This is a genomic window from Mycobacterium heidelbergense (genome assembly GCF_050205645.1).
Taxonomy (GTDB): Bacteria; Actinomycetota; Actinomycetes; order Mycobacteriales; family Mycobacteriaceae; genus Mycobacterium; species Mycobacterium heidelbergense_A.
Genome location: NZ_JBNMQT010000003.1, coordinates 193,389 through 217,659 on the forward strand (window position 1 = coordinate 193,389; position 24,271 = coordinate 217,659).

23 protein-coding genes, 1 other RNA gene and 3 pseudogenes are annotated in these 24,271 nt (G+C 65.7%); 9 read left to right on the top strand and 18 right to left on the bottom strand.

The annotated features are described in order from the left end of the window. Positions 1–33: 33 nt before the first annotated feature. Positions 34–1,476, top strand: coding sequence for a protein adenylyltransferase SelO (locus tag ACQI5H_RS04290; RefSeq protein ID WP_427078159.1), 1,443 nt, complete (start codon positions 34–36; stop codon positions 1,474–1,476). A gap of 3 nt (positions 1,477–1,479) precedes the next feature. Here ACQI5H_RS04290 and ACQI5H_RS04295 read toward each other — a convergent pair whose 3' ends face one another. Next, the gene (locus ACQI5H_RS04295; RefSeq protein WP_427078160.1) at positions 1,480–2,310 is read right to left on the bottom strand and encodes an LLM class F420-dependent oxidoreductase; all 831 of its coding nucleotides are present in this window, start codon (positions 2,308–2,310) and stop codon (positions 1,480–1,482) included. A gap of 121 nt (positions 2,311–2,431) precedes the next feature. Between ACQI5H_RS04295 and ACQI5H_RS04300 the strand changes: the two genes are divergently transcribed. After that, positions 2,432–3,925 carry a flavin-containing monooxygenase gene (locus ACQI5H_RS04300; RefSeq protein WP_427078161.1) on the top strand — a complete coding sequence of 498 codons (1,494 nt, stop codon included), beginning with the start codon at positions 2,432–2,434 and terminating at the stop codon, positions 3,923–3,925. Here ACQI5H_RS04300 and ACQI5H_RS04305 read toward each other — a convergent pair. Next, positions 3,892–4,299, bottom strand: coding sequence for a DUF4267 domain-containing protein (locus ACQI5H_RS04305; protein WP_427078162.1), 408 nt, complete (start codon positions 4,297–4,299; stop codon positions 3,892–3,894). The two genes, ACQI5H_RS04300 and ACQI5H_RS04305, sit on opposite strands and share 34 nt — an antisense overlap. 71 nt (positions 4,300–4,370) lie before the next feature. Here ACQI5H_RS04305 and ACQI5H_RS04310 point away from each other — a divergent pair. Next, positions 4,371–5,088, top strand: a pseudogene (locus ACQI5H_RS04310) (TetR/AcrR family transcriptional regulator). A gap of 71 nt (positions 5,089–5,159) precedes the next feature. Then, positions 5,160–5,804 (top strand): DUF732 domain-containing protein, encoded by a 645-nt coding sequence (locus ACQI5H_RS04315; protein WP_427078163.1) that lies wholly within the window; start codon positions 5,160–5,162, stop codon positions 5,802–5,804. A 38-nt stretch (positions 5,805–5,842) separates the two neighbouring features. Here ACQI5H_RS04315 and ACQI5H_RS04320 read toward each other — a convergent pair whose 3' ends face one another. Continuing rightward, entirely contained in the window at positions 5,843–7,309 is a 1,467-nt protein-coding gene (locus tag ACQI5H_RS04320; protein ID WP_427078164.1) for a phospholipase D-like domain-containing protein, read from the bottom strand. 186 nt (positions 7,310–7,495) lie between these two features. On the opposite strand from ACQI5H_RS04320, the gene eno reads away from it, so the two are divergent. After that, a complete protein-coding gene (gene eno / locus ACQI5H_RS04325; protein ID WP_427078165.1) occupies positions 7,496–8,779 on the top strand; it encodes a phosphopyruvate hydratase in 1,284 nt (427 codons plus the stop codon). A 14-nt stretch (positions 8,780–8,793) separates the two neighbouring features. On the opposite strand, the gene ACQI5H_RS04330 is transcribed toward eno, so the two are convergent. From ACQI5H_RS04330 to ACQI5H_RS04355, 6 genes and pseudogenes are all read right to left on the bottom strand, one after another. After that, a complete protein-coding gene (locus ACQI5H_RS04330) occupies positions 8,794–10,518 on the bottom strand; it encodes a CbiQ family ECF transporter T component (protein ID WP_427078324.1) in 1,725 nt (574 codons plus the stop codon). Positions 10,519–10,530: 12 nt separating this feature from the next. After that, positions 10,531–11,055, bottom strand: a pseudogene (locus tag ACQI5H_RS04335) (ATP-binding cassette domain-containing protein); the annotation flags it as partial. Continuing rightward, positions 11,050–11,655 (bottom strand): annotated as a pseudogene (locus ACQI5H_RS04340) (ATP-binding cassette domain-containing protein); the annotation flags it as partial. The pseudogenes ACQI5H_RS04335 and ACQI5H_RS04340, both read right to left, overlap by 6 nt. A gap of 336 nt (positions 11,656–11,991) precedes the next feature. Beyond that, entirely contained in the window at positions 11,992–12,435 is a 444-nt protein-coding gene (locus ACQI5H_RS04345; protein ID WP_427078166.1) for a hypothetical protein, read from the bottom strand. Further along, positions 12,432–14,300 (bottom strand): hypothetical protein, encoded by a 1,869-nt coding sequence (locus tag ACQI5H_RS04350; protein WP_427078167.1) that lies wholly within the window; start codon positions 14,298–14,300, stop codon positions 12,432–12,434. Before ACQI5H_RS04350 ends, ACQI5H_RS04345 begins: the two co-directional genes overlap by 4 nt. 3 nt (positions 14,301–14,303) lie before the next feature. Then, positions 14,304–14,612, bottom strand: a complete 309-nt coding sequence (locus tag ACQI5H_RS04355; RefSeq protein WP_076121804.1) for an RNA 2'-phosphotransferase — start codon at positions 14,610–14,612, stop codon at positions 14,304–14,306. Between the two features lie 393 nt (positions 14,613–15,005). On the opposite strand from ACQI5H_RS04355, the gene ACQI5H_RS04360 reads away from it, so the two are divergent. Together ACQI5H_RS04360 and ACQI5H_RS04365 are read left to right on the top strand one after the other, a co-directional pair. Continuing rightward, positions 15,006–15,512, top strand: a complete 507-nt coding sequence (locus ACQI5H_RS04360; RefSeq protein ID WP_427078168.1) for a peptidoglycan recognition protein family protein — start codon at positions 15,006–15,008, stop codon at positions 15,510–15,512. 3 nt (positions 15,513–15,515) lie between these two features. Continuing rightward, on the top strand, positions 15,516–16,016 hold the full coding sequence (locus tag ACQI5H_RS04365) for a GAF domain-containing protein (protein WP_427078169.1): 501 nt from the start codon (positions 15,516–15,518) through the stop codon (positions 16,014–16,016). Here ACQI5H_RS04365 and ACQI5H_RS04370 read toward each other — a convergent pair. From ACQI5H_RS04370 to ACQI5H_RS04380, 3 genes are all read right to left on the bottom strand, one after another. Further along, a complete protein-coding gene (locus ACQI5H_RS04370) occupies positions 15,970–17,307 on the bottom strand; it encodes an adenylate/guanylate cyclase domain-containing protein (protein WP_427078170.1) in 1,338 nt (445 codons plus the stop codon). The two genes, ACQI5H_RS04365 and ACQI5H_RS04370, sit on opposite strands and share 47 nt — an antisense overlap. Before the next feature lie 9 nt (positions 17,308–17,316). After that, complete coding sequence (locus ACQI5H_RS04375; protein WP_427078171.1) at positions 17,317–18,342, bottom strand: aldose epimerase family protein; 1,026 nt, start codon at positions 18,340–18,342, stop codon at positions 17,317–17,319. A 104-nt stretch (positions 18,343–18,446) separates the two neighbouring features. Beyond that, entirely contained in the window at positions 18,447–18,809 is a 363-nt protein-coding gene (locus ACQI5H_RS04380; RefSeq protein ID WP_427078172.1) for a hypothetical protein, read from the bottom strand. A gap of 512 nt (positions 18,810–19,321) precedes the next feature. On the opposite strand from ACQI5H_RS04380, the gene ACQI5H_RS04385 reads away from it, so the two are divergent. Together ACQI5H_RS04385 and ACQI5H_RS04390 are read left to right on the top strand one after the other, a co-directional pair. Then, positions 19,322–19,582 (top strand): hypothetical protein, encoded by a 261-nt coding sequence (locus tag ACQI5H_RS04385; RefSeq protein ID WP_427078325.1) that lies wholly within the window; start codon positions 19,322–19,324, stop codon positions 19,580–19,582. Beyond that, positions 19,567–19,959, top strand: coding sequence for a DUF732 domain-containing protein (locus tag ACQI5H_RS04390; protein WP_427078173.1), 393 nt, complete (start codon positions 19,567–19,569; stop codon positions 19,957–19,959). Before ACQI5H_RS04385 ends, ACQI5H_RS04390 begins: the two co-directional genes overlap by 16 nt. A 21-nt stretch (positions 19,960–19,980) precedes the next feature. On the opposite strand, the gene ssrA is transcribed toward ACQI5H_RS04390, so the two are convergent. The 6 genes from ssrA to ftsE all read right to left on the bottom strand — a co-directional run bounded on the left by ssrA (position 19,981) and on the right by ftsE (position 24,266). Then, positions 19,981–20,348, bottom strand: a transfer-messenger RNA (tmRNA) gene (ssrA, locus tag ACQI5H_RS04395). Between the two features lie 106 nt (positions 20,349–20,454). Beyond that, positions 20,455–21,300, bottom strand: coding sequence for a maleylpyruvate isomerase family mycothiol-dependent enzyme (locus tag ACQI5H_RS04400; RefSeq protein ID WP_427078174.1), 846 nt, complete (start codon positions 21,298–21,300; stop codon positions 20,455–20,457). Between the two features lie 25 nt (positions 21,301–21,325). Next, positions 21,326–22,075 (bottom strand): EamA family transporter, encoded by a 750-nt coding sequence (locus ACQI5H_RS04405; RefSeq protein WP_427078175.1) that lies wholly within the window; start codon positions 22,073–22,075, stop codon positions 21,326–21,328. Between the two features lie 92 nt (positions 22,076–22,167). Next, complete coding sequence (smpB, locus tag ACQI5H_RS04410) at positions 22,168–22,677, bottom strand: SsrA-binding protein SmpB (protein ID WP_427078176.1); 510 nt, start codon at positions 22,675–22,677, stop codon at positions 22,168–22,170. 5 nt (positions 22,678–22,682) lie between these two features. Next, positions 22,683–23,576, bottom strand: a complete 894-nt coding sequence (ftsX, locus tag ACQI5H_RS04415) for a permease-like cell division protein FtsX (RefSeq protein WP_427078177.1) — start codon at positions 23,574–23,576, stop codon at positions 22,683–22,685. Next, positions 23,577–24,266, bottom strand: a complete 690-nt coding sequence (ftsE, locus tag ACQI5H_RS04420; RefSeq protein ID WP_427078326.1) for a cell division ATP-binding protein FtsE — start codon at positions 24,264–24,266, stop codon at positions 23,577–23,579. Positions 24,267–24,271: the final 5 nt, after the last annotated feature.

Genomic DNA, 24,271 nt, shown 5'->3' on the forward strand with positions numbered 1-24,271 from the left:
GCGACCGGCGGCAGCTTCCGTAGTCTCGGTGGCGTGAGCGTCACACCGGAGATGGCCGTCGCCTTGGGCGACCGATTCTCCCGCGAGTTGCCGGAGATGGCCGTCCGCTGGCAAGCCGAGACGCCTCCCGATCCGCAGCTGCTCGTGCTCAACGAGACACTGGCCGAGGAGCTCGGCCTGGATGCGGAGTGGCTGCGGACTCCCGACGGGGTCCGGTTTCTGGCTGGCAACCGCGTCCCCGACGGCGCCGTACCCGTCGCCCAGGCATACGCCGGGCATCAGTTCGGCGGTTACCAGCCGCGGTTGGGCGACGGCCGCGCGCTACTCCTGGGCGAGCTCGTCGACGGCCACGGGCGCGTGCGCGACATCCACCTGAAAGGGTCGGGTCCCACGCCGTTTGCGCGCGGTGGCGACGGCCTGGCCGCCGTAGGGCCGATGTTGCGCGAATACATCGTCAGCGAGGCGATGCACGCCCTGGGCGTCCCGACCACGCGATCCCTGGCCGTCGTGGCTACCGGACGCCCGGTCCAGCGCGAGGCGCTGCTGCCAGGCGCCCTGCTGGTCCGCGTGGCGGGCAGTCACCTGCGGGTGGGCAGCTTCCAGTACGCCGCATCGACCGGCGACATCGGCCTGCTGCGACGGCTGGCCGACCATGCGATCGCGCGCCATCACCCCGGCGCTGCGCAGGCCGAGCGCCCGTACCTCGCTCTGTTCGAGGCGGTGGTCGCCGTCCAGGCCTCGCTGATGGCCCGGTGGATGCTGATCGGGTTCATCCACGGCGTGATGAACACCGACAACATGACGATCTCCGGTGAAACCATCGACTACGGGCCATGCGCGTTCATGGAGGCCTACGACCCGGAGACGGTCTTCAGCTCGATCGATTTCTGGGGCCGCTACGCCTTTGGCAACCAGCCGGCGGTCGCCGGGTGGAACCTCGCCCGATTCGCCGAGACCCTGCTTCCGTTGCTCTCCGACGACGGCGAGGAGGCGGTCGCGCTCGCGGAGGAGGCGTTCGGAGTGTTCCGTGTTCGCTATGACGCCGTCTGGCTATCGGGCATGCGCGCCAAACTCGGTCTGCCGGCCGGGGTCGCCGATGAGGTCGTCAGGTCGTTGGTCGACGAATTGCTCGTCCTGTTGCAGGAGAACGGCGTCGATTACACCTCGTTCTTCCGCCAGCTCGGGCAGGTGGCCCGAGGAACCGCCACATCCGAAGGCGGCTTCGACGATTGGATGTCGCGCTGGCGGGCCCTGGGCCCCAACGCCGAGTCGATGGATCGCGTCAACCCGGTCTACATTCCGCGCAACCATCGGGTCGAGGAGGCGCTGGCCGCGGCCACGGCCGGCGATCTCGATCCGGTCGAGCGACTGCTGCAGGCGGTCAGCGCCCCTTATGAGGAACGAGCCGGTCTCGAGCGCTACGCCAGCCCGGCACCCGAGGATTTCGGGCCCTACCAAACCTTCTGCGGCACTTGAGGTTTACGCCAGCTTGTCGAATTCCGCCTGCAGCTCGTCCAGACGGCGAAGGGTCGGATCGCGGGGCTCGGTGGGCAGTTCCACCAGAACATGATCGACGCCGAGGTCGCGGTAACCCTCGAGATCTTTCGCCTTCCATTCCTCGCCCAGGTGGACGTGGATGATGGGCACGTCGTGATCGGCGAGCGCCCGCAGTTCCGTGAGCGGACCCGACAACAGGTCCGCCGACGGGGTCAGGGAGATCCAGCCGGCCTTTAGCTGGGCGATGCGCTTGAAGTTGGCCGGCCCACCACCGAGATACAACGGCGGATAGGGCTTCGTCAGCGGCTTGGGCCAGCTGTAGATGGGATCGAAGTTCACGAATTCTCCATGGAATTCGGCCTTTTCGTTCGTCCAGATCTCGATCATCGCGCGCAACCGCTCTTCGGACAGGCGTCCCCGCACCGAGGGATCGACACCGTGGTTGGCGATTTCCTCACGCAACCAGCCGACACCCACGCCGAAGCGGAACCGTCCCTGCGACACCAGATCCAGCGACGCGACATCTTTGGCGGTCAGGATCGGGTCGCGCTGCGGGAGCAAGGCGATACCGGTGCCAAGGGTCAGGTTCTCGGTGGCGACTGCCGCCGCCGTCAGCGCCACGAACGGATCCAGGGTGCGGTAGTACTTCGGGGGAATCGGACCACCGGCCGGATACGGCGTCTTCGCATCGACGGGGATGTGCGAGTGCTCGGCGAGGAACAGCGACTCGAACCCGCGCTCCTCGAGCGCCTCGCCCAGCTCCACCGGGCCAATGCCCTCGTCGGTGACAAATGTCAGGACCCCGAAACCCATGTCCGCTCCCATCGTCGTTGGACGGTGACAGTCAACCCCATCGGGGCGCGTTTCATTCCGGCAGACCGCGGGTGAGCGAAAGTCATCGCGAATCGGTTCGAGTCGTGGGACAGTTCCGGAGGTGACGAGGAGCCCGAAAAGCGTCGCCATCGTCGGCGCCGGACCCGGCGGGCTGATCGCGGCTCGATGGCTGCTGTCGCAGGGATTCGAACCCACGATCTTCGAGCAGGGGCCCTCGCTTGGTGGCCAGTGGACGGGCTTGGATGGTCGCAGCGGCGTATGGCCGGCCATGTACACCAACAGCAGTCGTACCGTGACGGCCTTCAGCGACCTCGAGCACGCGAACAACCAGGTGTACCTGCCCAACCGCGAAATTCTCGACTACCTGCACCGCTACGCCCAAACATTCGGGCTCACCCGACGCATCCGGCTGGGCACTCGGGTCGAACTGATCAGCCGGGACGCAGCGAAGTGGCACGTGCGTCACGCCGGCGGGCACGAGCCCTTCGACCGGGTAGTGGTGGCGAGCGGCAGGTTCCACACCCCGGCGATCCCACCCGTTCCAGGTCTCGAAAACTTCTCCGGCTCCCTGCGAGCCATCCCCAGCTACCACTATCGAGACGGCGGCGCGTATCGCGACAAGCGTGTCCTGGTGGCAGGCTGCGCGATCAGTGCCCTCGAGGTCGCGGCGGAACTCACCCAACTCGGCGCACACGTCGTCGTCACCCAGCGGCGGCAGAGGTACGTCGCACCCAAGTTCGCCGCCGGCGTTCCCTCCGACCATCGCCTCTACACCCGATACGGAGTTTTGGCGAACGAGGCGCTTCCGGCAGCCGAGATCGAAAGGCAGCTCAAGGAGATCGTGATCGAGGCGGCGGGCAGCCCCGAGCAGTACGGCGCACCGGCGCCCGACCCGTCGTTGTTCGCCGCCGGTGTCACGCTCAACCAGCACTACCTTCCGCTCGTGGCAGAGGGCCGAATCACGGTGCGGCCGTGGATGAAATCCGTGTCGGGCGCGACGGTCACATTCCTCGACGACCATGCCGAGGAGTTCGACGCGATGGTGTTGGGCACCGGGTTCCATCTGTCGCTGCCGTTTCTCAGTAACGAAATCCGGGCGACCCTCGACCTCGACACCTACCACATGGACGCCGACCGCTACACCTTTCATCCCGAGCTTCCGGGGCTGGCGTTCGTGGGCATGTGGGACCAGTCGGGCGGATACTTCGTGCCGCTCGAACTGCAGGCCAGGTGGATCGCATACACGTGGGGCGGGACGATCCCGGCCAGCAGCGAGATCGACCAGCGGCTGGCGATCGATGCCTATCGCGCCACGCGGGGCTCTCCGCAGAAAACGCAGATGAACCTGGTCGCGGTCACTTTCGCCCGGGCCGCCGGCGTCGAACCCCGGCTGGATAACTGGCCACAGCTGCGCCGCGCTCTACTGTTCGGTCCACTGGCACCGAGTTGCTTTCGCCTCGAGGGCCCGGACGCGCTGCCCGGCGCGCCCGAGGCGTTCGCGCGCGAGGCCGCCGCTTTCGGCACGATCACGTCGAACGAAATGACCGAGCGCGAAAGGTGCTACTGGTCGCTGATCGGAGGTGCGGTCCCCTGACGCTTCGGTCTGCGGCGGGTAGCGCCCCACAGCCCGACGCCGATGCCGATGACCGCGCCACCGAGGCCGATGAGCTGCTGGGGGCGCTTGAGTTCGCCGTGCACGCTCATCCCGCCGATCAGGTCGGCCGCGTCGGCGCCACCGGAGGCGAGGAACCAGCCCCGCGTGTTCTTGCCACGCAGCGCCGCCGTCGCAAGCAGACCGCCGAGCAGGGCGTCGCGATACCCCATCGATCGCAGCAGCAGACGTGCCGTCGGCGTCGGCTCTTCGCTGTCACCCCACAGCCGGTTCGCACCGAGTGGGTCGACGAGGAAATGGACGCCCGAGGCGAGCCGGATGGTGCCCGCGACGAGCCCGGCACGGTCGATCGACATGGCCGCAGCCTAGCGCGACGGCAAACGACGAAGGTGGGATCCGCGAATGGAGAGGATTACCGTGGTTGTTGATGACGGATCAGGGGGACCCGCTCACTCGTCGGCATGGTTACGCGAGCCGTCCAGTCACGCGGCGGCGAAACAAGCTCGCCCCCGACCCCGATGTGCGTCGCGCCATCGTGGCCGCCGCGTCGAAAACCGTCCGCGAGCAGGGAGTCCAGGGGCTGAGTGTCGCCGCGGTCCTGGATCGCGCGCAGCTGAGCACTCGCGCGTTCTACCGGCATTTCGAATCGAAGGATCAGCTGGTTGCGGCGCTGTTTTTGGAGGTGACGCGCAATGAGGTGCTGCACCTGAGAACGAAGATGGCCTCGGCCGCCACCCCGGCCGCGGCGGTGGCCGCCTGGATCGAGGGCCGACTCGACCTCGCCTTCGACGAGAACCTCGACTCGGAACTGCAGCCAGGTTGCGCTGGAGGCCCAGGCCGCGATGTCCGCTTCACCCGAGCTGGTGTCGCCCGCGTACAACGCGATTCTGGAGCCACTCGTCGAGCAGCTTCAGCGCGGCCTGGAACTCGGCGTGTTTCGTGACATCCTTCCGGCGACGGCCGCGAAGTCGATTCACGGCGTCGTGTGGGGACACACTCACCGCCAGCGGGCAACGGGCCCGTTGGCGCGCGCCGACGTTCGCAAGCGTGCGCTGCGGTTCTGCCTGCGGGGATTGGGCGTGCCGCCCGAAACGATCGCCCAAGTCATTGCGAGCAGCGCGGGGGCGGGCGCAAGCGCCGGCTGACAGCCCCGCGGAGCGCCCACCGCCGTTCACCGGGTGGCGGCGCACAGTGGGCGATGGCTACCATGACCGTCATGGCCGAGCCGGGCCCGGCGGCCGATAAGACCGCCGGACTCAACAATGACGAGACTGTCGCCGTACCCAATTCCGCAGCGCCGGAAGTGGCCGAGCTGGCGTGGTCGAGCAACGACGACGACGGCGACGGCGAACGTGACGGCGGCGATCGCCGCGACGACGACGGCCAACCCGCCCGGGCGGGTGACCGCCAATCATGGCGTGCCACTTGGCGTATCGCGGCCGCGCTCGTGGCGGCCGGTCTGGTTCTCGCCGGGGCGATCGTATTTGGGCGTTCGCTGTTGGCCGGCGATACCAAAGCTGCCGCGCCCAGGCCGGCGGCACCGGCTACGCCGAAGGGCGGCGCGACTCCTGGGTCACCGGCGGGTTCACCGCCGTCATCGATCGTGTCCACGCCGGATCAGGACAACAAATACATTCAGGCGCTCAATGATCGGGGCATTTCATTCGCCAATCCGGACGCCGCCATCGCGAACGGCAAGCTGGTCTGCAGCGACATCGGCCGAGGGGTCTCGGTGCCGCAGATCACCGCGGCGTTTCGCGCGAGTAATCCCGGACTCGCCGACTCAGCCAACACCTACGTGACAATCTCCGTCCAGACCTACTGCCCCCAGAACAACAACCTGGTCGGCGGAGGGGCCTGAAACGACTGCGCGCCAACGTATTACGTGGATACGTTCGGTCAATCCCTGAATCCGGCTATGAACCGTTGCACGCTTCGGGTCAGTGACCGCGGGACATGGTCGGGATCCATGAGGTCGTTCTCCGCCAGCGGGCTCGCCTCACCGGCCACCGTCTGCTCGGTAACGGGCCGCAACGACTTGCCGTCCCCCCGTAGCACCTCGATGGCCTCGACGAACGATCCGCGCTCATCCATCGCGCTCTCGAGCTCGTCGACGGACACGTCGAGATGTTCGGACACCAATTCATGCCGCACCGAAGTGATTTGGCGACGCACGTTATCGTGCTCCGGATTGTTCGATTCCGCCTCGATGGCGATGTCGCACTCGCTGTCGAAGCCCAGCGACCGGTTGTTGAGATTCGACGAGCCGATGCGCAGTAACCGATCGTCGATGATCAGCACCTTCGAGTGGACGTAAATCGGTTCACCGCCATCGGTCACCGGCCAATAGACACCCAATCGCCCATGTTCGTCGGCGTCCCACAGGACTTGAATGAGCCGGTGCCGCGCGCTGTCCATCGTTCCCCGCTCGAGGGGATTGTTGCCCCTGCGGGGAATGACGATGACGATCTCCGGGCCGTCGGCTTCCCTGAGTCGAGCGGCAAGCGCATCGACCAGACGCCGGGCCGCAAGATATTGGTTCTCCAGATAGATGGTGTCGCGTGCCGCCGCGATGGCCGCAAGGTTGAGCGCCTCCACTTCCCGCACCTCGCGGCGGTCCTCGAGTTCCGGAAGGGTGCGAGAGATCCCGACGTCGACGTTGCGCAGCGTAGCTTCCAGCCCGCGCGGCCAGGCGACATGCTTCGGGTCGACCGGCTCCAACGACTGGCCTGTCGCGGTCAGCCACCGGGCCCGTGCCTGCTCACCGAGCGCGCGCGCCGCCGCACCGTCAACTGCCGCGGCTACCTCGTGTCGCGGCCCATACCTGCGCCCCATCGTCCGGCGGCCGCGACTGTCGTGCCGATGCGCACGGGTATCCCATCGGTCAAGGGTGAGGTCGACGCCGCCGCAGAAGGCGACCGCATCGTCGATGACCACGATCTTCTGGTGATGAACGGCGCCGATCGGATGCGCGCCGTCGATAGCGAGATGCATCCGCTTGCTGCTGATCTGGTTCAGCAGCGCCACCGGCGTTACCCCGAACCAGATGCCGTCAAACGCAGGGAGCAGACGCAGATTGGACTTCAGCACGTAGATCTCGAGATCCGGTCGTTTCCGCAGCATCCAATACAGGAAGGCGCCCAGCTGGTTGGGGCCGGGAAGCGTCTTGGCGCCTCGCTCGAACGTCGTCCGGGCGTCGAAATCCCATCCGGCGAGGATTATTCGGTGGTGAGCGCGCAGCATCGCCGCCTTGACGTGCCTGAAGTAATCGGCCCCGTCGATGATGTAGGCGAACTGATCGGCGCGCTCAATTCGCCAGCACGTCTGGCCCGGAGCTAGCAATCGATCGTCGCCCACCGCGGACATAGCGCGTGTCTACCACATCGGCGCCCTGTTCACCGGCTCGGTGCCGGGCTCGGCGCCGTTCTCAGTGGCTTCTCAGCAACACGCGAATACCCTGGCGCTTCCATATTGCTTGGCGCAGAGACCCTTAACGGTAGATCCGGATTGCGAGTGCGAGATGAGCAAGCCAAGGGGCGTACCGGAAGGCCCGTGATGCGAATCGCGTCCGTGATCGCCCGCCAACTGCTGGACTGCAAGGCTCGGCCATTGGTCGAGGTTGAAATCACCACCGATACCGGCCATGTCGGTCGCGGGGCATCGCCGACCGGTACATCGGTCGGCGTGCACGAGGCGTTCGTGCTGCGTGACGCGGACCGGGCCGAATACGACGGGCTGAGCGTGCACCGCGCCATCTCCGCCGTGACCGACGAAATCGCGCCCGTTCTCGTTGGCGCGGAACTCGACGACCCGCGGTCCCTGGACCGGGTCCTGATCGAACTCGACGGCACGCCGGACAAGCATCGGCTTGGCGGAAACGCCATCTACTCCACCTCGGTCGCACTGCTGCGCGCGGCTTCCGCCGCGGCGGGCATGCCCACCTACACCTACGTCGGCACACTGCTGGGGCTCGCGCCGCCCACCACTGTGCCGGTGCCCAGCTTCAACATGATCAACGGCGGCCGTTACGGCGATATCTTCCAGACGTTCAACGAGTTTCTCGTCGTGCCCTATCGCGCCGCCTCGATCCAGGCGGCGGTAGAGAAGGGTGTGAGCTTGTTCGGCGTGCTCGGCGAGATGCTCGCCGAGCGGTATGGCCGCGCGCCGCTAGTGGCGTCGTCGTACGGGTATGTCGCTCCGTCCAGCGACCCGCGCGTCGTCCTGCAAATTCTGACCGAAGCCGTCGAGCGCGCCGGCTGTGCCGACGTCATGGCATTCGCCCTGGACTGCGCGTCCAGCGAGGTGTACGACGAGGCCTCCCAGACATATGCGTTCGACGGCGAGCGGTTGAGCGCGAACGCCCTGATCGACTACGTCCGTGGGCTTTCGGAGGAATTCCCGATGTTGTTCGTCGAGGATCTGCTCGATGGGGATGACTGGGATGGGTTCGCCGACGCCGTTCGGGGCATTGACCGTTCGATCATCCTCGGCGACGATCTGATCGTCACCAACCGCGACCGCTTGGAGTTGGCCGTAAAGACATCGGCCGTCGACGGTTTCATCCTCAAGCCCAATCAAGTCGGGACTATCGCGGAGGCGCTGGACTGCTGGGAGTACGCCTCGCACAACGGCATTCTCGCGATCCCGTCGGGCCGATCGGGCGGCGTCATCGACGACGTCGTGATGGACCTGGCGGTGGGATTAGGGGCGCCGTTTCAGAAAAACGGCGCCCCGCGGTCGGGCGAGCGCATCGAGAAGCTCAACTTTCTGCTGCGCGCGGCCGAACGCATCCCGAGCTGCGCGCTGGCGGACGTGCCGGCCTTGGCGAGGTTCTGAGCGACGACAGGTCTTTAGACGCCCAGCACCAGCCCCGCCGTCAAGCCGGCCGCACAGACCGCCGACACGATCGAGAGCGCCACCCAGTCGGCCCGTTTCGGCCGCGACGGGCCCGCCGAGATCTGCCCGGTGCCGCCGCGAGCGGTGATGGCGTCGCCCATCTCGTCCGCACGCCGCAGCGTCACGGTGATGACCGCGACGACGAGGTCGATCACGTCCGCCGCCAGTCGCCGGAGCCGGGCCGCGCGGGTTCGCGGTGTTTGTTTGGGCCGCAACCGGCGAGCAGCGTAGAGCACGCGGAACTCGTCTATCAGCATCGGAAAGGTGCGCAGTGCGAGTCCCAATGCAACCGACCAATCATCGACCGGGATCCGCAATGGTCGCAGCCGGCGACCCAGAGTGGCCACCGCCGGCGCGATTTCGGCGACATTGGTCGTCCAGGACACCACCGCGCCCAGGCCGAGCAACACGACCGAGAGCGCGGTGAAGCGCAGGAAATCCAACAGGCCGCCAAGACCGAGTGAAAACGCGCCCACATGGATCTGCGGACTACCGCCGGCCAACGACGCGGTTGCACCGACGACGATCAGCAGGATCGGAAGCCAGCGCGGCACCGACGGCAGCGCGCCCCGGGGAATGCGTGCGACCCAGGCTCCGGCGAGAACCAGGGCGGCGACGAGTCCGATCGCCGCCCATCCCGGGTAGATGGTCAACAACACCGAAATGGCGCCAACGGCAAGAAGTTTGGTGCCGGCCCATAGTTCGTGGATGGCGGAGCGTCCCGGTACCGGGCGCAACAGCACGACTGGGCGGCGCTGGCGGCTGGTCGGGTGCTTGGCCGCCGGGGCGGCCGTCTCGTTGGTATCCCCCGCATGCGGCGACCCCGACTCCAGCCGACCGTCTCGTAGGTGCAGGATGCGCGGGCACAGTTCCTCCAGGCCGGCGAAGTCATGCGAGATGACCACCACGGTCAGGCCGGTCTCACGCCGCCGATCCGCGAGCAGGCGCACCAGTCCGCGCTGGCTGGCCGCGTCCAGGCCCGCCAGTGGCTCGTCGAGGATCAGTACCCGTGGCGACCGGGCCAGCAATCCGGCCAGCACCACGCGGCGCATCTGGCCGCCGCTGAGTTGATCGATGGGCCGCTTCGCTAGTGCGGCGTCCAGGCCGACGGCTGCCAGCGCCGCGATCACCCTGTCGTGATCGTCGGGCGAAAAGCCCGCTGCGGCAGCGACTTCCAGATCGACGCGGCTGCGCATCAACTGCAGGCGGGCAGCCTGAAATTGGAGCACGACCGCGCCGACCTGCTCTGCAGCGGGGCGCTCGTTGACCATGCACGTGCCGGTGGTGGGCACCGTCAGTCCCGCCATGATCCAAGCCAGCGTCGACTTGCCCGAGCCGTTGTCACCGTGGATCAGCAGCCCGTCGCCCTCGTGCACCGCGAAGCTGATGTCGCGGAGCGCGGTCTGCGCCCACGGAGTGCCACTGCCGTATTCATGGCCGACACCGGTGAGTTCGAGCACCGGTGCGTGTGATCGGCGTACGACGGCGGCTGTCGGCGCCGGCGCCCGTGCTGCTTCGACCATTGCGGTGTTGTCCGCCGATTCGCTGAGGTCGATCGTGCGGTCGGCGTGCTCGGCTTCGTTGTCGTAGTGGGTGATGTGCACCAGGGCGGTTCGGTGCCGGTCGGTCAGACCGGACAGCACGTCGAGCAGCGCATCGCGGCCGCGCTGGTCGACCATGCTGGTGACCTCGTCGGCGATTAGCAGCGCGGGCTCTCGCGCCAGCGCCGCGGCCACGGCCAGGCGCTGCAGTTCACCGCCGGACAGGCCGCCGGTGTCGCGTTCGGCGAGGCCGGCCAGCCCGACTTCACCGAGCAACCGTTCGATATCAATGGTCTTGCCGGGCGGCAATCCCCAGACCACGTCGTCGGCGACGCGCGTGCCGAGCACCTGGCTTTCCGGGTGTTGCATGACGACGGCGGTGCCGCCGAGTTCGCCGAGGCCCACCGCGCCGGGGCGTTCGACGGTGCCCGATGTCGGTTCGCGGCCGGCCAGGATCAGCATCAGCGTGGTTTTCCCCGACCCATTGGCACCGGTGACGGCCACGTGTTCGCCCGCCCGCATGTCCAGGCTGACCGCACGTAACGCATCGCGGTCAGTGTGCGGGTAGCGAAGGCGCACTCCGTCCAGCCGCACCGGGATGGGCTGGATCGGCCCGGAGCCGACGGGCGCATCCAGTTTGTGCACATCGGGAATTCCCCTGAGGCGCACCAGCACTCGCGACAACGCCCACCAACCGATCAACGAGGCACCCATGATCGCAATGACGGCGTATCCGACGATGAGCCACTGCCAGTACTGCAGCGCGTCGGCGGAGAATTGCTTGAGGCCGTGCGCGAACGCCTGTAGATGAGGCACGCGCGAGATCGCCGTCGCGACCCCGTCCACCGTGGCGGTGATCGTGTGGAAGATCAGCTGCCGAAGTCGCACCAGGAAGGTCAACGCGATGACCACCGTGACCCCGACGGCAACACCGGCGCCGAAGGACGTCGCGAGCACGGTCGGTGTGCCGCGACGGCGGCGCTTGACGATTCCGGCCAGTCCACCGACATAGGCACACAGGGCGACCGCCCCGAACCCACTCAGGCCGACGACAAGGAAGCCGATCACACTCGCGGCGACGGTCGCGGTGATCAGAACGCGGAGCCGGTAGCGATAGCTCAGCAGACCCATCGGCACGGTGCCCAGCAGTCCCAGCGCCCCCGCGTGCGGGAGGATGACCGCAATGATCGCGATCGCGGCGCACAGGGCGCCCATCACCGCGGCGTGCGCCAACTCGGCGGGTCGCAGCGATCGAGCCGGACCACGTCCGCTCATCGGTTGCGTGTGACAGTCGTCGGTGTCCTCCGGAACATGCGTCCAAACCAATTGCCGCGTCACCTAATCGAGACCTCGACGGGTGCGCCTGGCGGGCGAAAAAGCTGCTGTAAACATGGGAGCGCCAGCGTATGGACAGACCGCTGAGAAGCCGCTGAGAAGGGCCTCCCGACGATTTCTCCGCAGTGGCGTGGCTATACGCGCGCCAAAAAAATGCCTACCAACCTGCCGGTTCGTTCTATCCTCTAACGGGATTCAGCCCGCTCGTCAGGTGCGGTTTTGGTTTCGCGTCTCGACTGCGCGCCAACTCGTCGGTCAGAGCCTGCCTGAACATTTTCATGGATTCGATTTCCAGTACTCTGGCCGGTCCATTTCGAGAATGCCATTGTGTGCAAAGGGAAAATATTTCTCGATGCGACCTCTAACCCACTCAAGCCTTTGGGTAGTGGTCGGAAAATCAGCAGGCAGCTTGTCTTTTATTATCTCTTCGCGTGGAACACCCCGCTTTATGGCGAACATAACGATGTATTGCCATTTCCCGGAGCGATCGGTGGGACCAAACACGTTGGGAGCGTCAAGGGGTGCAATCATACAGTTGATGGAACCTTCTCGGGGCGAGTCATATATCTGGATTTTGCAATCCGTCGAACGGAAGTAGACGACCGAGCTTTTCGGCCCGCCTTCGTCCACGTCGCCGTCGTAAGCATCCAGCTGAAAGCCAAGTTCGGTTAATAGCGGCTCGACAATTGACCGAACTTCAAGCAAGAATTCTTGCGTCATTTTCCTCCGTCCGCAATACGCACCCACGAGTCCCCGACTTGCCGATAACCATATGACGCTGCGTTGCTCTTTAAAAATGCTATCTCTCTAGCTGAGAAAGAATCCGGATCCACGATTAAAACATCGTCAACAGAAGAAAACTTGCCGAGCAATTCGTAGTCGATACGAGATACTCCGCGCTCCATTTGAGTTCGGAGGAATTGTTCGTTGACTTGCCATGTAAGGTCTTCGGCTTGTGGTCGGCTTAGCCCATGGATCATGGCATCCCACGCCGGGTTGCCGGTATCGAAGTAGATCCCGCCGTGCCCTCTGCCTTCGCCGATGTAGCCGCCGTCCTGGCCGCCGAACTTGCCGAGGACAACCCGGTCTGGGTTATCGCCCACGTAGTGGGTCGACATGTCAGCGAGTTGTTGACTGAGTCCTGGCGTGGGCCCTCCGTGCGCGAACGCGTAATTGAGATCCTCCGCCGCCCCAGCTGCCCACGGATTGTAGGTCGGAGGGTGATCGAAGCCGAGCGGTACATGGGATGAAACCACCGGACCCGTTTCGAGCGCACCGGTGCCAATGTCGCCCAGTCCAGCTTTAACGGCCGCACCCTCCCCGCCGAAGAGCAGCCCGGGCAGCGTCGTGGCAGCGTCGGAGGCTTTGCCGCCGAGATAGTAGGCCGCGCTCGGCGAGTCCAACGCGTTCTTGACTTCCCCGGCCACCGCGCCAATCGGGTTTTGGGCCGTCTCGACGGTGCCCTTCAACATCTGCGTCCATGATTCGAGGACACCCGGCGCTCCAGGTCCTCCTTGACCGAGGAGGTTCTTGATCCCTTGTTCGGTGGCAAGCCAGCGGTCGCCGAACCCTTCGCCGAATCCCGGTGGCGGCGGCGGTGGTGGTTCGGGGGGAACATAGTGGGGCCCGCCGGTTGCGATCCATTGCTGGGCCTGCTGCAAGTAATCATTTAGTCGTGCCTCGATCTGATCCGGCGGCACACCGTCGCTGCGCAGCATTCCGCGGATGATCCCCTTAACGTTCTCCAGTTCTGCGGGCTTTGGCGGAGGCGGCAGTGCACCAGGAACAACCGGCTGTTGAAGCCGTCTCAGCAGGTCCAGCGGGCTGCCGGGTGGAGGTTGTTGATCACCAGCGCCGGGGGGATCATTCCTGCCGGTCGGCAGCAAGAGGTCTTCAAGCGACGGCGGTTTGCCCCCGGCGCCCGCGGGAGCCGGCGGTCCCTTCGGCGGAGCACCGCCGGGCTCCGCATCTGCGGCACCGCCGGGCAGCATCATGTCCTGCCACGTCCGGGGCTTCTCCCCCGGCGCGGGCTTCGGTGAACCTTGCGGCGGCGGCGCACCACCCGGCTGGGATCCCACGGAATCCAGCGGTACGTCGCCAACGGACGCGCCAACCGCGGTGGCGAGCTCGTGGTCGGCGTTGTGGGCATGCACCTTGCAGGCGTTGAGCTCGCCTTGCAATATCTGCAGTTCCTGGGCGAGGTCGATTCGATTCGTCCCAATCCCGTTGGGGCCCACGTCGATTCGCCAGTCCTGCGTGATGGACCAGCCGTTGGCCTGAGCGGCTCGTTCGACGTCATCCAGCTCGCGTTTGCACGCGCCCACGTCCGCCTCGGCGTGCGACACCGCCGCCGCCACCCGCTGCGACTCCGCGCCGTCCGCCTCGATGTCGCGGCGAATCTTGCCCACGTCGGCGCGGAAAGCATCCCCCGCTTCCCCTTGCCATTCGGCGAGAACGTTGTGGGCCTGCTGCAGGCTGTCGCCCAAGCGCTGCAATGTATTAGCGCGTCCGCTGGCCGTCTGGAAAACCGAGTGAATCGCGTTGAGATCCCAGCGCTTGACGTCGGCAGGAGTCAGGGGCGCCACCCGCTACTCCCGTCCCTGCACCGACCTGAGCGCCTGGGCCGATGCATCCTCGTTCTCGACGAAGTTGACCATCGCGTCGCCCACGTGGATCCCCAAACCGCCCACTTGGAGCTTGTGCTGATTGTGTCGGGCCTCCCACCGGGCCGCGAGCTCGGCCAACGCAAGCTGTGAGGACCCGACCCAGCCCGGCGCGGCCTCGGCCAGCCCGTCCTCGTGGCTGACGAAGTCCGAAGCGGCCTCACCAACGGCGTTGAGGATGTGGTTGCTCCCGACGTGCAAAGCGACGGGATCTACTTTTAACTCATCGGCCACGAAGGGCGCCCTTTTCTGTCTGCGGTGATGCGCAGTGAAGCTTAGCCCGTTTGGCGAGGCCACGCCCCTCACCTCGAGTGGTCGAACTGCTGGCGGTCCGAGCATTCTCCGGCCTCGGCCCGGCTATCACCTCGTATGGTGAAGACGGTGTGTGAACCAGCGCCCAGCCGGTCCGATCTACGGCCGGACTTCGTCAGCCGCCGCCAGCTGCTAGGGCTGGCCGGCAGCGTCGGAGTGGCGTCTATGGTCAGCGCCTGCACGCCAAATTCGGGTCTGAGTTCGGCACCGACCAGTGCCAAGCTGACCGCGACCAGTTCGGCACCGTTGCTATGCCGAGACGCGTGGGGCGCGCGCCCAGCCCGCCCCGGAGGAAAGCCCCACACCATCACCCGCATGACCCTCCACCACGAGGCCGTCGTCCTCGGTGACAACCGCAACGCCCCGGGCCACCTCAGACAGGACCAGCGCTATCACCAAGACCAGCACGGATGGATCGACATTGCCTATCACGTCGGCGTCGACCGCAACGGCAACATCTATGAACTGCGGAACACCGAGTTGGCGGGCGACACTGCAACGGACTACAACACGACCGGCCATTTTCTGGTCCTCTGCGAAGGAGACTTCGATCAGGAGGCCGTGTCGGAGGCCCAACTGCGGGGGGCCGCGCTGGCGTTCGCCTGGGCCGCGCGGAACTTTGGCATCGCAACCGACACGTTGGCGGGCCACCGGGACCTAGCCCAGACTTCGTGCCCGGGCGCGAGTCTGTATGCCCACCTCTCCTCGGGTGACCTCAAGCGCCGCGTCGACGATCTGCTGGCCGCGGGCGGAGCGGACCTCCAGCGCTTCTGCGGACCCGATGCGGCCGCACGAGTCGCGGCTATCGAAGCCGGCACCTGATAGATGGTCGCCGTCTACCGCGCCCCGATGCGATCCCGCAACGATGCCGTCGATCCGCAAGCCGCCATCGACCGCGCTCGCCGGCTCGGCGTGTGCGGGTTCGGGCAGAGCGTAAGTCAGCCGGCGGAAGAGGAGCGCCTCGTCCGTCGGGTCGCCCGGTTCGCCGAGCTCGACGACGGCTCATTCGTGTGGACCCGCGACACCGACGGGTGGTTCTGGTTAGGCCGCATCGGCGGGCCATACTTCTACGACGCCGAAAAGACCGCTGCGGCTGTTGATTTGGTGCACGTACGACCCTGCGAGTGGCTGTCCGTTCCGTTACTGGAACAGGATGTGCCGGCGGCTGTCGTTGCCACATTCCGTCGGGGCGGACGGAACTTTCAGGAGATCCACCACCCATCGATCAAGGAAGAAACACAAAGGATTTGGAAGGCGCGGAGAAAACCGCCCGCAGGGGTCAACCGTCGACGGCGAACAGCCCCCACTCGCCCGCCACGCCCTTGAGGACGTGCTCGCCGCGGGCGGCGAAGCTCAGGCCCGACCCGGCGACCAGGTCGACGACGATGCGCGAGACGAGCACCTCGCCCGCCGCGGCCGCGGCTGCAACACGCGCTGCGACGTGGACGGCGATGCCGCTGATGTCGTCGTCGCGCAGCTCGACCTCGCCCGTGTGGACGCCCGCCCGCACCTCGACACCCAGGCTCCGCATCACGTCGCGGATCGCCACGGCACACCGGATCGCGCGGGCGGGCCCATCGAACCGGGCGAGGAAGCCGTCGCCCGTCGTGTTGACCTCACGGCCGTGGAAGCGCTCGAGCTGGCGCCGGACCTGGGCGTCGTGCCTACCGAGCAGCTCCTTCCATCGCTCGTCGCCGAGCTCGACCGCCCGCTTCGTGGAGTCGACGATGTCGGTGAACAGCACGGTCGCCAGGACACGCTCGACCGCGGGCAGCGGACGGACGCCCGTGAGGAACTCCTGGATCTCGTCAAGCAAGGTGTCGGCGTCGCCCGTGAAGAACAGGTGGTCGGCACCGTCGAGCTCGACGAACTTGGACCCGGCGATGCGGTCGGCGACGTAGCGACTCATCTCGAGGCTCACCATCCGGTCGTTGCGCCGATGGAGCACGAGCGTCGGCACCCGGATCGCCGGCAACACGTCGCGGATGTCCAGTTGCGGATAGAGCGCGAAGATGTTGCGGACCATGCCCGGGCTGGCGGCGACGCGCTGCAGCCGCGCCCACCACCCTCGCAGGGCGGCGTCGTCCCGGCGACTCGGGGCCCACGCCCCCAGTCCCACGCCTTCGCCCCAGCCCTTGGCGCTTATCTCGATCAACGCCGAGAGCTGCTTCTCGGTCACGCCGAGCGGGTAGTCGGGCGCTTCGAGCAGGCGGGAGAACGTGCCGTATAGGACGAGCGCCTTGACGCGGTCGGGATGGCTGGCCGTCATCAGCATCGCCATCGTGCCGCCCTCCGAAATGCCCACGAGGTCGGCACTTTCACATCCGGCCGCGTCCATGACGGCGCGCATATCGTCGACGGACTCTTCCAACGTCGACGCGTGCATCACCGGATCCGAGAGTCCGGTGCCGCGTTTGTCGAAGGCGACGACGCGACGGAAGGACGCGAGCCGTGAGTAGAAGTGGGCGACCGACGGCTCCTCCCACATGATGTCGAGGTGCGAGATGAAGCCGGGTGCGACGACGAGGTCGGGTCCAGCTCCGGTCACCGAGAACGCGATGTTCAGGCCGCCGCTCTTGGCATAGCGGATTTCCGGCGCCCTGCCCGCGACGTTCATGGTCGAACCTTACGCCGTGTTGAAGGCAAAAACCGTTGTCGAATCGTAGGTCTCGCCCGGGTTGAGCGTCGTGGGCGGGAAGTTCGGCTGATTTGGCGAATCCGGGTAGTGCTGGGTCTCCATCGTGAATCCCGCGCCCTGCCGGTAGATATGCCCGCTTGTGCCTGTGAACGCCCCGCCGATGAAGTTGGACGTGTAGAACTGCACCCCTGGCTCGGTTGTGGACACAGTCAACGTGCGCCCGGTCTGCGGATCCTCGACCTTGGCTGCCTCCACCAGCCCCGTGTTGTTGCCGCGGTTGATCACCCAGTTATGGTCGTAACCCTGGGCCAGCAACAGCTGCGGGTCATTCGCGGTGATATGCGCGCCGATCGGGGTCGGCGATGTGAAATCGAATGGTGTGCCCTCCACCGGGGCGATCTGCCCGGTCGGGATCTGTGTCGAATCGGTGGGCAGATAGTTGTCGGCGCGAATGGTGACCTTCTGGTCGTAGACGTCGAGCGCGTCCTCACCCGCCAGGTTGAAGTAGCTGTGATTGGTCAGGTTGATCACCGTCGGCGCATCGGTGGTCGCGCGGTAGTCGATGCGCAATTCGTTTTTCTGGTTCACGGTGTAGGTGACGGCTGTCGTCAGCGTGCCGGGATAGCCCATTTCGCCTGCGGGACTGACATATTGGAGCTTCAGGCCGACGCTGTCGGTACCGCTCTCCTGATTGGCTTGCCACACCTTCGTATCAAAACCCGCGCTGCCACCGTGCAGGCTGTTGCCGTTGTTGTTGATCGGCAAGTGATACTCGCTGCCGTTCAAAGAGAATGTTCCCTTGGCGATCCGGTTGCCGTAGCGGCCGATGATCGCACCGAAATAGGTTTTGGCGGATCCGGTGTTGTTCAGGTAGCCGTCCAGCGTCGGAAAGCCCAGCACCACGTTGCCGTTACGCCCGGTGCGATCGGGCACCTCGATCGACTGAATGATGCCGCCGTAGTCCAGGATTCGCACGCGCATGCCGTGCCCGCTGCTAAGCGTGTAGCGGTTCACCGGGGTCCCGGCCGCCTGACCGAACGGCTCGCTGGCGATCGACGGCGGCCCGGCGGATGTAGTGGTCGCCTTGCTACATGCGGCCAACCCCGCGACGAGGGCGATCAGTTGAAGCAATCTTTGGCCGCGCATGGACGCTCCTCGCACTGGGCCACCTCGTGCAGGACGTCCTTAGCGTGCACTATCCCGGAACCTCCGGGCTCGTGGGACTCGTTGGGGTCGCAGACGTCGGGCTCGTAGGACTTGTTGGGGTCGCTGAACTCGTCGGGGTCGCTGAGCTCGTCGGGGTCGCAGAACTCGTCGGGGTCGCAGAACTCGTCGGGGTCGCAGAACTCGTCGGGGTCGCAGGGCTCGTAGGCCGCACAGGGCTCGTAGGACCTGTTGGGCTCGTGGGATTCGCGGGCGTGGGACTCGCGGGCGTGGGACTCGCGGGCGCGGGACTCGCGAGGCCTGGGCCTTCGCCACACCAGTCCGCCACATCTTTCGGGTACTGCTCAAGCGGTGGAGGACAACGCTGCCCCGGCGGGAAATTGGCGCCGGCGTTGAGCAGATCGCAGGGCACGTAGACCTGCTTGCCCGTGGGAGTGTTGGTCAGACACTTCGTCGGCGGTTCGCCATGGGCCTCCACGGGAAGGATGGCCACCACCACCGCCACGGCGCCGAGCACCCAAGCAAGATGGCGATAGGTCATGAGAGCTCCTCGTCTAGCTGCGAAAGTTCATCACCGGACTTCACTGGTGGCAATCCCAAGCAAACGAAATATTGCCCCCGCAACAAGAATTAAAGCCGCTCACCCCAGGCATAATCCAATTCGCGTCTGTTGACGTAGTTGCGGCGCATACCTTATTTTTCGCTTTGACCAGCACTTTCTTGGCGGAGCTGCAGAGAACGAACCCGTCAGGTTTGGGCGAGCGCGCCGACGACGCTGCTGCCGGCGGTCACCGGGCCGCTGAGTGGGGCGGCAAATCACATCGGACAGCTGGCCTCCGGGCTGAGCGCCGCGACCAACGGGACCGATCAGCTCCACACCGGTGCCCAGCAGCTCGAGGGCGCGATCGGCCAACTCTCTGACGGCGCCGATCAACCGTACAAATCAGTTGATCGCGTGTCTGCTCAGCGCCACCGGACTCAGGTGTTTCCGCTTCACTTGCCGTCGGCTCGTCGTTCGCTCTTGGTTCGTCTGACGCCTGAGACACCAGCGGGAACTCGTACGAAGATAGAGCCATGCGAACGCTTGTAGCGCTGACGAGCCTTACCGCCGCAATCGGCTTGGCCGCGCCAGCGCCCGCCGATCCCGGCCCGGACTCGAGCTTCCTGGGTGCGCTCGATAAAGCCGGCATTACCTATCACAGCGGGCCCGAGGCCGTTGCGGCCGCCAAACAGGTCTGCGACTGGGAGAACCAAGGTCAGGGCCGAAGCGACGTCATCTCGGCTATTTCGGCAAGCAATCCAGGATTCACGATGTCCAGCGCCGTTCAGTTCGCAACCCTGGCGGAGGCGTCTTACTGTCCTTCGCGTCCACCGGAACCAGTCGTGCAGGCGCCGCCGCCGGCACCGCCCGATTGGACGGTAGTGCTGGGAATTCTGGGATCATTACCCACACCCGGGGCGGCCTAGCCAGGCCTTCAGCCAGGAACTCGGTGGAGCTGCCGGGAATCGAACCCGGGTCCTACGGCATTCCCTCAAGACTTCTCCGTGCGCAGTTCGCTATGCCTCTACTCGGATCTCCTGTTCACGCGAACTAGCCAGGATGACGATCCCAGTCGCTGTGTATGTCCCGATGAGTCCCGCGACCGGACTCACCGGTGGATCCCTCTAGCTGACGCCAGGGTCCGGGCCGAGGGCGTTCCCGGTCTGACGGACTAGCTGTCGCTTAGGCAGCGAGAGCGTAGTCGCGCTGATGTGAATCGGCGCTTATATATTTGCAGCGACGCTTACGGTGGTCTCTTGCCTGCACCGGCACGCTTCCCTTGATTCGATGCGCGAAGTCGAAACCGTTCAGCCCCTTGTCTATGCGTTCTTCGCTCATCCCCGCCGACTTTCGGCAGGACAATCCATGGTACGCCGTGTTCAACCAGCGGCAACGGAATTATCTTCCGTACGAGGCTGCGGTCAGATCACAAAGTTCAGGTGCTCGACGACCTGCGTGGCCACGTCTTTGTCGCCGTCGAGTTCGATGTCCTGGCTGCGGGCGGGGCTCATCGGGCGCCCGCCGGAAAGCCTGGTGAACTGCAGCCCGTCCATCCGGATCGTCGCGGTCGGTTCCTGGCCGCCGAAGTCGTCGACCAACTGAGCCCGGCCGTCCACGCTGACGTGGATGTTGCGGGCCACCGGGCCGGTCAGCTCGAACAGAATGCGTGAACCTTCGGGCGCTTTGGCCAGCTTGCCCACCACGTATCCCATCGTCGCCGCGACCTCGTCGAGGGAAAGCTGCGACGCGGCCCCGTCGAGCTCGCTGTCGGACGACGGCCGCGACAGCGCCTCGCGCATGTCCTGCTCGTGCATCCAGCAGTCGAACACCCGCACCCGCATGAACCGCCCGTAACTCTCCGGGCCCACCGGCGTCGCGGTGACCGCCTGCCACTCCTCATCCGACAGGGCGGTCAGGGCCGCGCGGCGATCCTTGGTCACCGAGCGGAACTGCTCGAGAACCTCTGAGCCGGGCAGACTGCTGAGATGACGCACCCAGCACTCGTTCATCGCACCGATGTCGTTGCGCACGTGGTCGAGCGCGGAGACGTCGACGTCTGGTTGCGGAGGTGCGACGCCGGCCAGGAACGACTCGGTGCCGATGATGTGCGACACCAGGGCCTTTACGTCCCACGCGGGCAGCGGACTGGCCGCGCACCAGCCACTCTCGGGCAACCCGTCCAGCAGCGCGTCGATGTCGTCCCACACGGCGAAGAGACCGGACAGGACGTCGGATTTATCGAGTTCGGTGATCTGACGAGTGGCCATGGACGGATCCTAGGCCGATCACTGCCTAGCTTGCGGCGATCATCGCCACCGAGCCCATGGCCAACACCATGCCGACCCCCTGGGAGCGGCTCAGCCGCTCGCGCAGCACCACCATCGCCAGCACCACCGTCGCCGCGGGGTACAGCGAGATCAGGATGCTGGCCAACGACAGCAGCCAGGTGTGCAGCGCGAGCAGCATCGTGACGTTGGCGCAGATGTCCAGCAGGGCGACACCCAGTGCCAGCTTCAGCGGCTGCCCGCCCGGCAATCGCAGATTCTTGCTGATCGCGGCCATGGCGAACACCACCGCGGTGGCCGACACCCGGGCGAACAACAGTGGCCAGAGCTTGGACTCCTGGGGCGCCTGATGGAGGAAAACGAGGTTCAGCCCCATCGCCGATCCCGCGAGGAGCGTGAGCCAGCCCACCTTCGGTGTGAACCGATACGGCGTGATGCCGTCGACGCTCGCCTCGCGGCTGACCAGTAAGACCGCGACCAGGGCCAGCACCACACCCAGCGAAGCCGCCTGGCCGGGCCGCTCCCCCAGCGCCACGCCGACCGCCACAGGCACCGCGGCATTGAGCACGGCCGCCAGCGGTGAGACCACCGAGATCGGCCCGGCCGCCAGCGCGGCGAACAACGCCCAGACGCCGAACGCCATGCCGATGCCGTACAGACAGCCCCACACGACCGCGCCCGTCTGGATTGGTCCGCCCACGGCGATGGCCAGCGCGGCGGTCAACACTGTCTCGATCGGGTAGGCCACGAGCATCACTCGCAGCGCAGCTACCCGTCGAGCGGCTACTCCGCCCACGAAATCGCTGACGCCGTAGGTAACGGCCGACAGCTGGGCGTAAGCCGCCCCGATCAGTTGATGCCCTTGGCTCGCCGGCCCATCTCGCGATGCACTTCGCGTTGCGCGTCGCGGCGGGCCAAGTCCTGGCGCTTGTCGTACGCTCGCTTGCCGCGTGCAAGCGCGAGCTCGACCTTGACCTTTCCTTCGGAGAAATACAGAGACAACGGCACGAGGGCGAGGTTACCATCACGTATCTTGCCGACCAGTCTGTCGATTTGTTGCCTATGTAACAACAACTTTCGATTGCGACGTGGCTCATGGTTGGTCCAGCTACCATGCTCGTACTCGGGAATGTGCAAGTTGCGCAACCAGACTTCGCCGTCGTCAACGGTTGCGAACGCGTCGGCCAGTGACGCGTGCCCCTCCCGAAGGCTCTTCACCTCGGTGCCCTGCAAAGCCACTCCGGCCTCGAAAAGTTCGATGACCGAATAGTTGTGTCGCGCTTTGCGATTGGTGGCCACAATCTGTTTGCTGCCACGCTTGCCGCCCGCGGCCTTGTCCCGGCCCGAGTTATTGGCCACAGCTACTACCGCCGCACGTAGAGCCGCAACGTCGCATAGGCGGTCAGGCCGGCCATCGACACGCCGAGCAAAAACAGAATCGGCGAGATGTAAAGGATGTCGGCGTAGTCGACCCGTGCGATCAAATTGGCTTGATAGAACTGGTTTAGCGCGTTGTCGAGGAAGAACGCCCGCACCACGATCAAGCCCAGGATCGCGATGCCCACACCGACGGCCGCGGCGAACATCGCCTCCACCAGGAACGGCAGCTGGGTATACCAGCGGCTGGCCCCGACCAGTCTCATGATCCCGATCTCGGTGCGCCGGGTATACGCCGCCACCTGAACCATGTTGGCAATCAACAGAATCGCGCCGACAGCCTGCACCAGGGCGACGGCGAAGGCGGCGTTGCTCAAGCCGTCCAGGACCGCGAACAGCCGGTCGATCAGATCCTTCTGGTTGAGCACCGATAGCACACCGGGCTGGCCCTGCATCGCGGTGTCAAAGTCCTTGTGCTGCTCGGGGTTTTCCAGCTTGACGATGAACGACGCTGGGAAGGAATCCTTTCCCGCAACGTCCTTGTACTGCGGGAACTTCCGGATAGCGTCCTCGTAAGCGTCCTGGCGATTGAGGAACCGCACGGACTTCACGTCCTGGCGCTTCTCGATCGTCTCCCGCAACGCCTTGCACGGGTTGGCTCCGCAGGCGGGGTCGTTGGCGGAGACGTCCTCGGTGAGGAAGACCTGCGTTTCCACGCGATCGAGGTAGATGGCACGCGAGTGGTCGGCCAGCAAGACGACCAAGAGGCCGCCGCCGAACAGACCGATCGAGATCGCGGTCGTCAGAATCATCGCGACCGTCATGGTGACATTGCGACGAAGACCGGTCAGGACTTCGTTGAGCAGGAAACCGAAGCGCACTTAGCGATCCATTCCGTAGATGCCGCGCTGTTCGTCGCGAACCAGCCTGCCCAACGACAGCTCGACGACGCGCTGCCGCATCGAGTCGACGATGTGGTGGTCGTGCGTCGCCATCAGCACCGTCGTGCCGGTGCGGTTGATCCGCTCCAACAAATCCATGATGTCCTTGCTGGTGTCGGGGTCGAGGTTGCCGGTGGGCTCGTCGGCCAGCAGCACCAGCGGCCGGTTGACGAATGCGCGGGCAATCGCGACCCGTTGCTGCTCGCCGCCGGACAACTCGTGCGGCAGCCGGTTGGCCTTGCCGGACAGGCCGACCGTCTCGAGCACGTCGGGCACAACCCGATTGATCGCTTCCCTGCGTTTGCCGATGACTTCCAGCGCGAAAGCAACGTTTTCGAACACCGTCTTTTGCTGAAGCAGCCGGAAGTCCTGGAACACGCAGCCCAGTACCTGGCGCAGCTTCGGAACGTGCCGGCCCGGCATCTTGTTGACGTGGAACTTCGAGACCCGGATGTCGCCGGTGTTGGGCGTCTCCTCGGCCAGCAGCAGCCGCATGAACGTCGATTTGCCCGAACCCGACGGGCCGATCAGGAAGACGAATTCACCCTTGTCGATTTTGACGTTGATGTCATCCAACGCCGGGCGGGCCGACGCTTTGTACTTCTTGCTGACATGGTCCAGGGTGATCATCACGG

Bases quoted from the DNA above. Each gene is read 5' to 3' on its own strand.
- ACQI5H_RS04295 (WP_427078160.1), bottom strand. From the start codon at position 2,310: ATGGGTTTCGGGGTCCTGACATTTGTCACCGACGAGGGCATTGGCCCG.
- ACQI5H_RS04305 (WP_427078162.1), bottom strand. From the start codon at position 4,299: ATGTCGATCGACCGTGCCGGGCTCGTCGCGGGCACCATCCGGCTCGCC.
- ACQI5H_RS04315 (WP_427078163.1), top strand. From the start codon at position 5,160: ATGGCCGAGCCGGGCCCGGCGGCCGATAAGACCGCCGGACTCAACAAT.
- ACQI5H_RS04320 (WP_427078164.1), bottom strand. From the start codon at position 7,309: ATGTCCGCGGTGGGCGACGATCGATTGCTAGCTCCGGGCCAGACGTGC.
- ACQI5H_RS04330 (WP_427078324.1), bottom strand. From the start codon at position 10,518: ATGGTCGACCAGCGCGGCCGCGATGCGCTGCTCGACGTGCTGTCCGGT.
- ACQI5H_RS04345 (WP_427078166.1), bottom strand. From the start codon at position 12,435: ATGACGCAAGAATTCTTGCTTGAAGTTCGGTCAATTGTCGAGCCGCTA.
- ACQI5H_RS04360 (WP_427078168.1), top strand. From the start codon at position 15,006: ATGACCCTCCACCACGAGGCCGTCGTCCTCGGTGACAACCGCAACGCC.
- ACQI5H_RS04365 (WP_427078169.1), top strand. From the start codon at position 15,516: ATGGTCGCCGTCTACCGCGCCCCGATGCGATCCCGCAACGATGCCGTC.
- ACQI5H_RS04370 (WP_427078170.1), bottom strand. From the start codon at position 17,307: ATGAACGTCGCGGGCAGGGCGCCGGAAATCCGCTATGCCAAGAGCGGC.
- ACQI5H_RS04390 (WP_427078173.1), top strand. From the start codon at position 19,567: ATGCGAACGCTTGTAGCGCTGACGAGCCTTACCGCCGCAATCGGCTTG.
- ACQI5H_RS04400 (WP_427078174.1), bottom strand. From the start codon at position 21,300: ATGGCCACTCGTCAGATCACCGAACTCGATAAATCCGACGTCCTGTCC.
- ftsE (WP_427078326.1), bottom strand. From the start codon at position 24,266: ATGATCACCCTGGACCATGTCAGCAAGAAGTACAAAGCGTCGGCCCGC.